Consider the following 12,099-nt stretch of genomic DNA (forward strand, 5'->3'; position numbering starts at 1 on the left):
GGAGAATATGATGGAAGAGCAATTAATACCAATTCAGTGGAAAGATGATGCTTTAGTTTTGTTAGATCAAACGTTATTACCGAATGAAATTGTCTATGAATCATTTAAAACAGCTGAAAGTGTGTGGGATGCCATTCAAGTAATGAAAGTACGAGGTGCACCAGCGATTGGTGTTTCAGCAGCTTATGGAGTGTATTTAGGGGTAAAGGAATTTGCTGAAAGTACGGAAGAAGGATTTATGGATGAAGTAAGAAAGGTATGTACATACTTGGCGACATCAAGACCGACTGCAGTAAATTTATTTTGGGCACTTGAAAGAATGGAAAGTGTAGCGGCAGATAATATTCATTTATCAATCTTACAGTTGAAAGATAGATTACTAGAAGAGGCAAAAGAAATTCATAGAGAAGATGAAGAAATTAACCGTCAAATTGGAGAACATGCATTAACATTATTCCGTGATGGAATGGGAGTATTAACACATTGTAATGCTGGTGCGTTAGCGACGACTAAGTATGGTACTGCGACGGCTCCAATGTACTTAGCAAAAGAAAAAGGATGGGACTTAAAAATCTTTTCGGATGAAACACGTCCAAGATTACAAGGGTCAACGTTAACGGCATTAGAACTACAGCGAGCGGGAATTGATGTTACTGTCATTACGGATAATATGGCAGCTATGGTCATGTCACAAGGGAAGATTGACGCTGTAATTGTTGGATGCGACCGTGTGGCAGCGAACGGTGATATAGCAAATAAAATTGGAACATTAGGCGTATCTATTTTAGCGAAATACTACAACATTCCGTTTTATGTAGCAGCGCCAACGCCGACAATCGACTTGAAAACACCGACAGGAAAAGAAATTCCCATCGAGGAAAGAGATGCTTCTGAAGTGATTAATCGCTTCGGACAATATTCTGCTCCGAAAGAAAGTAAAGTATATAATCCAGCATTTGATGTTACTCCACATGAAAATGTAACAGCGATTATTACAGAAAAAGGGATTGTAAAGGCACCGTTTACGGAGAATTTAAAAAAGCTATTTCAATAAATAGATAAATATAAAAGTCAGTCATCATAAGCTTCATACTTAGGGGGATGTATATGTTATTACAAAAAGAAAGAGAAGAAATTGTAGCGTATGGAAAGAAAATGATTTCTAGTGGTTTAACAAAGGGGACGGGTGGTAATATTAGTATCTTTAATCGTGAACAAGGTCTTGTTGCGATTAGCCCAAGTGGTTTAGAGTATTATGAAACAAAGCCTGAAGATGTAGTTATATTAAACTTAAATGGTGAAGTAGTAGAAGGAGAGAGAAAACCATCAAGTGAATTAGATATGCACCTTATTTACTATAGGAAGCGTGAAGATATAAATGCGCTTGTGCATACACATTCTCCTTACGCGAAGACGATTGCGTCATTAGGATGGGAGCTTCCGGCTGTGTCATATTTAATTGCTTTTGCAGGTCCGAATGTCCGCTGTGCACCGTATGAAACATTTGGTACGAAGCAATTAGCGGATGCTGCTTTTGAAGGCATGATTGATCGTCGTGCTGTGCTACTTGCAAATCACGGTTTAATTGCTGGTGCAAATAATATAAAAATGGCATTTACTGTTGCAGAAGAGATTGAGTTTTGTGCTCAAATTTATTATCAAACGAAAAGCATTGGGGAACCAAAGCTATTGCCAGAAGATGAGATGGAGAATTTGGCGAAGAAGTTTGAAGGATATGGGCAGTAGTAGAATGAAACAAAGACACCCTCAAGAAAAGATCTTGAGGGTGTTTTTTAAGCTTTTTTAAGCAACAAATACATAAAGTAAGGAGCCCCAATTAAAGCAACGACAATACCTGCTGGAATGCCATTAGGATCAACGATATTTCTTCCAATTGTATCTGCTAATAATAATAGCCATCCGCCGATTAAAAGGGCGATAGGCATGAAGATTTGATGTCTTGGGCCTACTAAAGATTTCGCGATATGAGGAGCCATTAATCCGATAAAGCTAATTCCTCCTGTTACGGAAACAGCTGCAGCTGCAAGTGCAACAGCTGCAACTAATAAGTACCTACGTTCTTTTTCAATTTCAATTCCAACACCGATTGCGACTGGTTCGTTTAATGCTAAAATGTTTAATCGATTTGCTTTATAGAAAACAAACGGAATTAATACGATTAGCCATGGGAGCATTGCTAAAACGAATATCCAGTCATCTCCCCAAATATTTCCGGCAATCCATTTTGAAATAAAGTCTACTTTCATACGATCCGCGGATGAAATAAGGACAATCATCGTTCCAGATAGTGCAAATGCAAAACCGATACCGGTTAATGTTAATCGGATTGGTTGAAGTCCAGTTGATTTACTATATGAAAATACGTAAATTAGAACAGCTGTCAGAAATGCTCCGATAAATCCAACTACAGGTAGTAAGTAGAGAAATGAACCTACATCTATTGGAAAGTATAAAAAGAAAATAGCAACAGCAACACCGGCCCCAGAGTTAATACCAAGAATACCAGGTTCAGCTAAATCATTTCGAGTAATTCCTTGAAGAATAGCTCCTGATAAAGCGAGAGCCATACCAGCTAATAATGTAATGACAATTCTAGGTAGCCTTAAAGAGTATAAAACAAACTCCTCTTTAAAAGTCCCTTGCCCCATTAATGTTGGGAGTAGTCGATCATAAGATAAAGATGCTGAACCAAGTCCCATTCCAACTACAATGGTTGTGATGATTACTATAAGTAAAGTGAGTATAATGAGACGCTGTTTTCTTAAAATAGATTGCATCATGAGAATGTTTTTCCTCCTTTACGTACAATGAATAGGAAGAATGGTAACCCTACAATCGCGACAATTGCTGCAACTGGTGTTTCGTATGGAGCGTTAATAGTACGTCCGATTGTATCTGCAAGTAGCATAAAGGAAGCTCCAGCAATTGCTGACATCGGTATAACAAATCGGTAATCTGGACCGACAATTGGGCGTACCATGTGAGGTACCATTAAGCCGATAAATGCCATATTTCCAACAAGCGCTACAGATGCACCTGCAAGTAAGATAATAATGATAAATAAAATAGTTTTAATAACCATAATTTTTTGACCTAGTCCAATAGCCACTTCCTCACTGAAACTAAGAACTGTCAATTTTTTTGCTAGTAAGATAGCGATAAAGATACTAATTGAAATGACTGGAATAATAATTTTTAATTGGTTCCAAGTTGTTCCAATTACGCCACCAGCAGTCCAAAGTGATACATCTTGTGAAATTTTAAAGTAAATGCCAATTCCTTCTGAAATTGCGAGTAGAAATGCTGAAACTGCAGCACCCGCTAATACAATTCGAAGAGGAGAAAGGCCGCCTTTTTTCACCATACCAATTCCAAATACCATAATTGCGCCAATTGCAGCACCGATAAAGCAAGCTAATGTTAAGTAAAGATAGCTGATGGAAGGGTTGAAAGCAAGTGTCAGTGCAAGCGCAGCATTTGCTCCACCAGATAGCCCTAATAATCCAGGATCCGCAAGTGGATTTCGTGTTAATCCTTGCATAATTGCTCCAGAAACGGCTAATCCAGCTCCTACAAAAATAGCAGCAACTTCACGTGGTAAACGTATTTCTCGAATAATAGATATTTTGTCTCCTTTAGCGGAGGAAGTGAGTGCTGACCATACATCTTTTATCGAAGTATCTGCAGCACCTAATACCATTGCAACCATAAAAATAAGAAAGAATGCAATTAAGCTTAAAATTAGTTTGTATGTAAAAGCTATAGAACGTGGATTGTCATGATCTTTTGTCATTCGTTTCACATCTTTTCTGTTCATAGAATAAAGGAAGAGGAATTCTTAAATTAAGAATTCCTCATGTTTGTATTATTTACCAAGAAAGCTCTTCTTGAAGAAGTCTAGTTGGAAATCTAATGTAAGTGGATCATTGAAATAGAATTCCATCATGTTTGCTTCATATACGCGATTATTTTTTACTGCTGGGATGTTTTTATATGATTCTGTCTCTTGGAATGAGTTATCAGTATCTTTATTTTTACTTACGATTAAGTAATCACCAGCAAATTCAGGTAATACCTCAGTAGATAATGCGTAGTAACCTTCTTTTAATGCTTTTTCTTTTACTTTTTCAGGCATTTTTAATTTCATTTCTTGGTACAGAATTTCTGTTCCGCGGCCCCAGTTCTCGCCGTATACATAAAGCTGTTTGTTGAAGTTTTCTACAACAGAAACTGTAGCATCTTCACCGATTTTTGCTTTAATTTCTTTACCAGCTTCTTGTGCACGTTTCTTGAAGTCATCAACCCAAGTTTTTGCTTCTTTTTCTTTGTTTAATAACTTACCGATTTCTAAATGCTGTGTTAAGTAATCAACTTTTCCGTAAGTGTATGTTACAGTAGGCGCGATTTTCTTTAACTTATCGACATTTTTAATATTTGATAAACCGATGATTAAATCTGGATTTAGTTCAGCGATTTTTTCAACATTTTCATCTGATACTTCAGCAACATCTTTAAGTTTGCTATCAAAACGTGGGTTTTGTTTAGACCATGAATCTACCCCAACAAGATTTACACCTAATGACATTACGTTACCAGCGAATGATGATAATACAACAACGCGTTTTGGATTTGCAGGAACTTCTACTTTACCATTTTCAGATTGGTATGTAATTGTTTCTGATTTGCTACCTTTTGCATCGTCCTTTTTGTCTGTAGAACTATTGCTACAAGCGCTCATAACAAGAACGAAAAGGACTGTTAGTGAAATAAATAACTTTTTCATCGTCTTTCTCCTTTAACATAGATGATATGTGTATACAATAATTTGTTTAACTGTAATCTTTTTGAAATAGTAGTGGTAATGCAAAATAATTTATTAAAAATCTTGAATATGAGATTTTATAATATAGTAATAACCATATTAATGAAAGAAGATGTAATCTCAAATTTGCTAATTATTAACAAAATGATAATGATTATCACTATTGATTCTTTAAATAATATAATTTTATATAGGTGTATTGTCAATAGTAATTTTGATTGTAAATTTTGCGGAAACAGGTTATATTTTATTGAGAATGATAATCAATTATTAGTAGCTGAGGAGTGAGCACGAATGAATCAAGAAGAATTGTTTGATGTAACCGTGATAGGCGGAGGACCTGCAGGGCTTTATTCAGCTTTTTATAGTGGACTCAGAGAAATGAAAACGAAAATAATAGAATTTCAACCACATTTAGGTGGAAAAATACATGTGTATCCGGAAAAAATGATTTGGGATGTAGGAGGACTATTACCAGTTACAGGTGATAAGTTAATTGAACAACTTGTACAGCAAGGGTTAACATTTAAGCCAGAAGTTGTATTAGATACAAAAGTGGAATCAATTATTCGTAATCAAGATGGTACTTTTACATTAAAAACAAGTACTGGGGAAGAACACTTTTCAAAAACAGTTATCGTCGCAACAGGAAGTGGTATATTGAAACCGCAAAAGTTATCTATTGAGGGTGCTGAGCGATTTGAAGTATCAAATTTAAATTATACAGTTAAATCTTTAAAGCGTTTTAAAGGTAAAACAGTTATTATTTCCGGTGGAGGCAATTCTGCTGTTGATTGGGCAAATGAATTAGAACCAATTGCGAAAAAAGTGTATGTAACCTATAGAAAAGAAGAATTATCTGGTCATGAAGCACAAGTAAAACAACTTATGAACAGCTCAGCGGAGTGTTTCTTTAATACATCGATTACAAAATTAATTGCTGGTGATAATCATGAAGCGATCGAATATGTAGAATTAACAAATCATGAAACAGGTGAGGTTTCTCATTTACCTATTGATGAAGTTATTATTAATCATGGATATGAACGCGACATTACATTATTAGAAAATAGTGAGTTAGACGTTGCAATTATAGATAATTATTATATTGCAGGTAATGCAAATAGTGAGTCTTCAGTAGATGGATTATATGCTGCTGGAGATATTTTAAAGCACGAAGGGAAACTACACTTAATTGCAGGTGCATTCCAAGATGCTGGAAATGCTGTTAATAAAGCAAAACAATTTATCCAACCAGATGCAAGTGAGTATGGAATGGTTTCTTCTCATAATGAAGTATTTAAGAAGAGAAATCGCGAACTGATTAAGCAGATGATGAAATAATAAGGAACAAGTATACCCCCACGTATTTCTCTATTCCAATGGATGAGAGATGTACGTGGGGGTTTTCCTGTTTACTATATTTTCTATCATTATAATGACACCGGTTTCATCAGTTCATATGATATGAACATTTTATTGGTAAAGCATCCTAGAAAACAATTTAGCTATGTTTTGCTTACGCAGAACATGGCTAAATTACGCTGTCCCTTTAGCGCGTTCATTAGGAAATGGCATATTTAGTATAGAAGCAATATACTGTTTTCCATGCATTCGAGCTAATGATTCTAATATTTGGCGAACACGTTTTGTAAGATGACCTTGTTTTTTGATGGCTTCACAATATGCGTCATAGAAGGCATATTTAGCCCAAAGGAAATCATCTTGTTGGAATAAGAAATGATTTTTGTACCATTCACCAATTGTATGATAACAATTGTTTTCATGTATTGCTGTGCTTTGAGAAAGAAAACGATCAGATAAAGATACATTTAAATGAGAAATTGTGTTTTCTGTTTCAACTTGTAGTGTTTTTTCTAACATTGTAATGATGTGACGAGTAGCCATATGTTAACTCTCCTTTGTGTAAATGGGTAATACCATTCTATATTTAAAAAATTCTTACTATATAATACTATACAATATATGGAATGCATCTACCTGCTTTTTGAACTGCATTTACAAAATCTTTTTTATTTGTTTACAAAAATAAAGTAAAGTAAGATACAGTATAGATGAAAAAATAATAAAGGAATGAACGCATTGTATATAACAGTAGAAGAGACTGCGGAGTATTTGAATTTACCAAAATCGTATATTGAAGAGTTAATTCAGCAAAAGAAAATTCGTGCGCTATTCGATGGAGAGCAATATTTAGTAAATAAAGAACAATTTAATACACATTTAGAACAAATGGAGAAATATAAGCAATTAGTGGAAGAAATATTGAACGAACCAATTCCAGAAGATATGGATGTTAAAGACGAAGATTAAACTATGGAAAATCCCTTATGAAGATATGCAGAAATGTATATTCATAAGGGATTTTTTGTTTGAAGATATCAAAAACATAAGGAGTTCTTAGCCTTTCTTCAAATTTTGATAGGTAGTAGTCTACCATGTTAAAAGCATATTTTTTTCTAGCTAGGACAAACATAGAGAACGTAACCTGTACAGATACATATACTATCAGTGCAAAAGCTTATAAATTAATGGAAGGGGTTTTCTCGTGAGTTTATTTCATTGTGATTTTCTGAAAGACTTAATTGGATCTTTTGTGAGAGTAAACAGGGGTGGTCCAGAATCTCAAAAAGGGACAATAGTCGCTGTATGTTCGGATTACTTTGTATTAAAGAATGAAAAAGGAGAGCTCTATTACTATCAGATTCGTCATCTGAAAAGTATTACAAAAAATGCGAAAGATTGTAAAGCAGATGATTGCAGATGGTTGGAATGTGAATGTGAAGATGACTTTGAAAAGTTACTTCAAAGCTTCAAATATTGCTGGGTGAAAATTAATCGTGGTGGCCCAGAGAAAGTTGAAGGTATTTTACAAGATGTTTCTTGTGAATTTGTGACACTAATTGTAAAAGAAGAAGTTATATTAGTTGCAGTATCTCATATTAAGAGTGTAACAGTACCTTGTAGAGAGAGCGAAGAAAGCGAAAGTGAAAGCGAAAGTGAAAGTAATAATTCAGGTCGAGCTCGCGCACAAAGACAGTCAAGAAGAGGAAGATAATAAGAAAGGAGGATATAAATTTGGAAAGTATATTATGCTGTGAACAAATTAAAGGCTTAGTCGGTGAGACTGTAAAAGTAAATCTTCGTGGACCAGAGAGTCGAGTGGGGGTACTTGTATCGTTAGGAAGAGATTACCTTACATTACAACTTCCTCTTGGTGAATTAGTATATTACCAATTGAAACATGTGAAAAGTCTAGTTAAGAAAGTGAAAGAAAGTAAATGTGGCGATGGCTATGTTTCATGTTTCTGCTCTGATGATGATACTTTTGTCGATGTATTACGTGACTTGAAGTATAAGTGGGTAAAGATTAATCGTGGCGGCCCAGAGTGTGTAGAAGGCTTATTAAGTGAAGTGCATGAAGAATGTATTACGCTAGTAAACGGTGATGAAGTTATTTATATCATTAATTATCATATTAAGAGTGTGAGTCAAGTAGTGAAATGTAAAAAGAATGAAGATGAATAATGTTTAATAAATAAGAGGGGCATTATGAGGGAAAGAGAAGAACAATTTCTTATTTCGATAGTATGAAAAGGAATTACTTACTATTAAGACAGAACATTGCCCTGATTATTTTTTTGAAATGGAAGATAGTAAAGCTGAAATTCATAGGAAGGAGGATATAGATGAATGAGTTAAACAAAAGTATTGGGGAAAATATATATGTTAAATTAATCGGTGAAAAAAGGTTTAAAGGTATATTAATAGACGTAGGAAATGACATTATTGTTCTTTACAATGGACAAGACTATGTATATATATCTTTATATCATGTACAATACTATAAATTTTTAAGAGCACATGACGAAGACATACTAAAACCAGATGTTGATTCTGTAATTAAGAGGGAATCCCCTTCAATTTCTTTGAGAAAAGTATTAAGTACTTCTAAAGGGATTTTTACAGAAGTTTATGTAGCAGGAAATGCTCCAATACATGGTTATGTTACAAGTGTGATGAACGACTATATTGTTTTTTATAGTCCGGTTTATAAAACGGTATATATATCTTTAAAGCATTTAAAATGGTTAATTCCGTATAAAGAAAACCAAGTACCGTATGCCCTCAATAAAAATGAACTCCCCGTAAATCCGTTAAATATTACGTTAGCTAGAACGTTTGAAGAACAGCTTATTAAAATGGCTGGGAAAATTATGGTGTTCGATTTAGGTGAGGAGTCCAATAAAATTGGAAAAATGGCGAAAATTGATGAAGGCCATATTGAAATATCAAAAGCACGTGATGCAAAAATGTATGTGAATATTCAACATGTAAAATCCGTCCATTGTCCGTAGATTAGTTGAAAGGGCTGGCTTTTTCTTTTATCCGGAGAAGAAAAGGTCGAGCCTATTTGTTTTAGTTTAATTTGGATATGAGGGGAAAATGAATTGAATATAAACATAGTATAGTGTGATTTTTTAAAAGGTAACTTTGCACTAACTTATAAAAATTGTGTACGAGCTATCTTTTTATGTATTCAATTTATTTTTTGAGGAGGAGCTGCTCAACTAATTTATTAAAGGGGTTTTGTTTGTGGAGCAGTTTCCGAATTCGTTATCAATTACATTGCTTGGTAGTGCTGGTGGAGCAGCAAAAGCAGTTTTAGCAATTTTAAATCAAGCGATAGCAAATGAAAAAGATCCAATTTATAAAGTATTAAAGAATGCTAAATTTCATTTGGTGGATATAAAACAAAAAGATAGGAATTATTACGATGAGTTGTTTTCGAATTTGAAAGATCAATTATATTTATATGAAATAAACCTTCAAAATGTAGTGGAATTTAAAAAACATTTAAAAGAAAAAAGAACGAGTGTTGTGATTGATGTTTCAGGGGCAGATACAATTAGAGTATTAAGCTGTTGTAATGAACTAGGAATTTGTTATATTAATTCAGCCTTGGAAAATGAAGCAGTAGATCAGGACGACAGCTTAATCGGCTTTCAGCTTACGGAAAGATATACAAGGTTTGAGAAGGAGAAAGAGAAATTTACAAATACAAAAGCGATTATAGGTTCAGGTATGAATCCAGGTGTTGTTCAATGGATGGTTGTTGAGCTTATGAAGGAACGACCAAATGAAAGGCCAAGAGCATGTTATATTGTAGAACATGACACGTCGTTTTTGCATGATACAGCACTTATAAAGCCACATACACTTTATGCTTCATGGGCAGTAGATCGATTTTTAGATGAAGCAATCTGGAGTTATCCGATGTATATGAGTCATCATCGGCCTCTTTACTTTTATGAAGATGTATATGCTTCAGAGTATAAAGTGAAGTTAGGAGAAAAAGAATTCTATGGTTGTTTAATGCCACATGAGGAAGTATTAATTTTAGGGAAAAACTTCAATATGGAAGTTGGTTTTCTTTACCGAATTAATGAGTATACAACAAATATAATTAGACAGAACTTAGATCAAGTAGAAGATTTATGGAACTGGAATCGTAAAGTGTTTAATCCAGCGGAAGAAGAGGTTGCTGGAGAGGACTTGGTCGGTGTGTTACTCGTTTATGAAAATAGTGAGACATATATGTATAATGTAATGAATAGTAGCCAAGTTTTTCGTAAATATAAAACGAATGCAACGTATTTTCAGGTAGGGTGCGGAATTTATGCGGGCTTGTCTAGTTTACTTTTAGATCAATTTGAACAAGGTGCTTATTACGTCGAGGAGTTGTTATTAAATACAGAAAGTAAGTACGGTGAGTATTTAAATTTATATATGAAGGATTTTGTAATAGGGCATAATAATTTTACTGATGGATTGTTACATGATAGGGTAAGGTGGATATAAGTTGTTACTAAAAGGAAGGAGAGATCTCCTTCCTTTTAGTATTATAAGGTTAAATATTGCCCTGAAAGCAATTTCATACTTATACTTTAAGGAGATAACAATGAAAGTTTTTTGTATCGATCAAGGGGAGTTTTTATATGAACAAATACAAGAGCTTGATTTATGAAGAAAGAAGAGCCTTAAAGGTATTTATATTATTATTTTATATTATATTCTTTTTATATGACGCTATATATTATTTTGTATATCCAGCTATGAATATTAGTGGAACAGCGGTAGGGTGGCCAGAAGGTAGTCTTGGGGTAGGTGTGCCTATATTTGTAATAGCATTATTTCCTATTTCTATATATCTTCAAAAAAGAGGGTATGTATATTCTGTAAAATATTTATTTTTATTTGGATACATGTTTATCAATCTTGTTAATAATTTAATGATTTATTTGCGAACGGATAGACCTTTTGAACATGGTAGTATGGTAGAAATGTTGTTAATTTTATTTGCCCCAGTTTTCGTGAATAGAAAATACTTTTATTTAGTTTCCTTTAGTGTAATTGGAAAGTACGTATTTTTCACATTGCTATTACAAGATTTAAAAGTGATAATTCCACTTGTTTTATGTGTATTTTATTTCATTATTTCACATTCTTTATTAAAACGATTTCAATCTTATGTAAGAACAGTGGTTGAAATGATGAACAATATGAAAGAGACGGAAAATTTAGCTGTGATTGGGACTATGTCTACAACAATTGCCCATGAAATTCGAAATCCACTAACAGCGTTAAAAGGGTTTACGCAAATGCAAAAAGAAAGAAATCCAACTGATACGATGAGCTACGACATTATGCTACAAGAAATTGAAAGGGTTAATGGATTTGTTAGTGAATTGATGTTGTTAGGGAAACCAAAGCCAACAAATTATGAAAGGTGTAATATACGAGACACCCTTCTATATGTTGTGCATCTAATGGAAAGTTATGCAACGCAATATAGAGTTAAATGTAATTTACAAGTAGATGGAAATTTACCGGCTATAAACGGTGATGATAAGCAATTAAAACAAGTGTTATTAAATATCATTAAAAATGGAATAGAATCAATGCCAGAGGGTGGAGAAATTCATATCTGTGCATATCAAAAAACGCAAGGACATTTGTGTATTTCTGTTGAAGACCAAGGATGTGGTATAGAGAATGAGAAGTTAGAAAAAATCGGTAAGGCGTTTTACACAACAAAGGAGAATGGTACAGGACTTGGATTAATGATTACATATAAAATTATTAAGGAACATCAAGGGAGTATCACGATCCAAAGTAGTCTAGGAGTAGGAACGAAAGTAGAAATTTTTCTGCCGACCGTTTAATGTATTTGA

At 33.9% G+C, this 12,099-nt stretch carries 13 protein-coding genes; 9 read left to right on the forward strand and 4 right to left on the reverse strand.

Annotation, left to right across the window (positions count from 1 at the left end):
• The first annotated feature begins 7 nt into the window (after positions 1-7).
• Both mtnA and ES895_RS18920 read left to right on the forward strand, forming a co-directional pair.
• Positions 8-1,054, forward strand: a complete 1,047-nt coding sequence (gene mtnA, locus ES895_RS18915) for an S-methyl-5-thioribose-1-phosphate isomerase (RefSeq protein WP_033690097.1) — start codon at positions 8-10, stop codon at positions 1,052-1,054.
• A gap of 53 nt (positions 1,055-1,107) precedes the next feature.
• The gene (locus tag ES895_RS18920) at positions 1,108-1,746 is read left to right on the forward strand and encodes an L-fuculose-phosphate aldolase (protein ID WP_000926565.1); all 639 of its coding nucleotides are present in this window, start codon (positions 1,108-1,110) and stop codon (positions 1,744-1,746) included.
• Between the two features lie 47 nt (positions 1,747-1,793).
• On the opposite strand, the gene ES895_RS18925 is transcribed toward ES895_RS18920, so the two are convergent.
• The 3 genes from ES895_RS18925 to ES895_RS18935 are packed head-to-tail and all read right to left on the reverse strand — an operon-like array spanning position 1,794 to position 4,804.
• Positions 1,794-2,801, reverse strand: coding sequence for a FecCD family ABC transporter permease (locus ES895_RS18925; protein ID WP_000983759.1), 1,008 nt, complete (start codon positions 2,799-2,801; stop codon positions 1,794-1,796).
• Positions 2,798-3,838: a FecCD family ABC transporter permease gene (locus tag ES895_RS18930; RefSeq protein ID WP_135238563.1), complete on the reverse strand. Its 1,041-nt coding sequence runs from the start codon at positions 3,836-3,838 to the stop codon at positions 2,798-2,800. The genes ES895_RS18925 and ES895_RS18930 overlap by 4 nt, the downstream gene beginning before the upstream one ends.
• 48 nt (positions 3,839-3,886) lie before the next feature.
• Complete coding sequence (locus ES895_RS18935) at positions 3,887-4,804, reverse strand: iron-hydroxamate ABC transporter substrate-binding protein (protein ID WP_000732594.1); 918 nt, start codon at positions 4,802-4,804, stop codon at positions 3,887-3,889.
• 333 nt (positions 4,805-5,137) lie between these two features.
• On the opposite strand from ES895_RS18935, the gene ES895_RS18945 reads away from it, so the two are divergent.
• Complete coding sequence (locus ES895_RS18945; protein ID WP_001070931.1) at positions 5,138-6,187, forward strand: NAD(P)/FAD-dependent oxidoreductase; 1,050 nt, start codon at positions 5,138-5,140, stop codon at positions 6,185-6,187.
• 195 nt (positions 6,188-6,382) lie between these two features.
• Here the strand turns inward: ES895_RS18945 and ES895_RS18955 are convergent, their stop codons facing one another.
• Entirely contained in the window at positions 6,383-6,751 is a 369-nt protein-coding gene (locus ES895_RS18955; protein ID WP_000235475.1) for a hypothetical protein, read from the reverse strand.
• Between the two features lie 186 nt (positions 6,752-6,937).
• On the opposite strand from ES895_RS18955, the gene ES895_RS18960 reads away from it, so the two are divergent.
• The 6 genes from ES895_RS18960 (at position 6,938) to ES895_RS18985 (ending at position 12,090) form a co-directional block, all read left to right on the forward strand.
• Positions 6,938-7,177: a helix-turn-helix domain-containing protein gene (locus ES895_RS18960; protein WP_001998970.1), complete on the forward strand. Its 240-nt coding sequence runs from the start codon at positions 6,938-6,940 to the stop codon at positions 7,175-7,177.
• A 235-nt stretch (positions 7,178-7,412) separates the two neighbouring features.
• Positions 7,413-7,922: a hypothetical protein gene (locus ES895_RS18965; RefSeq protein ID WP_000051534.1), complete on the forward strand. Its 510-nt coding sequence runs from the start codon at positions 7,413-7,415 to the stop codon at positions 7,920-7,922.
• A 20-nt stretch (positions 7,923-7,942) separates the two neighbouring features.
• On the forward strand, positions 7,943-8,392 hold the full coding sequence (locus ES895_RS18970) for a hypothetical protein (protein ID WP_000443836.1): 450 nt from the start codon (positions 7,943-7,945) through the stop codon (positions 8,390-8,392).
• 161 nt (positions 8,393-8,553) lie between these two features.
• Complete coding sequence (locus tag ES895_RS18975; RefSeq protein WP_001004265.1) at positions 8,554-9,222, forward strand: LSm family protein; 669 nt, start codon at positions 8,554-8,556, stop codon at positions 9,220-9,222.
• Between the two features lie 238 nt (positions 9,223-9,460).
• Positions 9,461-10,726 carry an S-adenosylmethionine decarboxylase related protein gene (locus ES895_RS18980; RefSeq protein WP_098204840.1) on the forward strand — a complete coding sequence of 422 codons (1,266 nt, stop codon included), beginning with the start codon at positions 9,461-9,463 and terminating at the stop codon, positions 10,724-10,726.
• 137 nt (positions 10,727-10,863) lie between these two features.
• On the forward strand, positions 10,864-12,090 hold the full coding sequence (locus tag ES895_RS18985) for an ATP-binding protein (RefSeq protein ID WP_087876064.1): 1,227 nt from the start codon (positions 10,864-10,866) through the stop codon (positions 12,088-12,090).
• Positions 12,091-12,099 lie beyond the last annotated feature (9 nt).

This window comes from Bacillus sp. 007/AIA-02/001 (assembly GCF_004634455.1).
GTDB lineage: Bacteria > Bacillota > Bacilli > Bacillales > Bacillaceae_G > Bacillus_A > Bacillus_A cereus.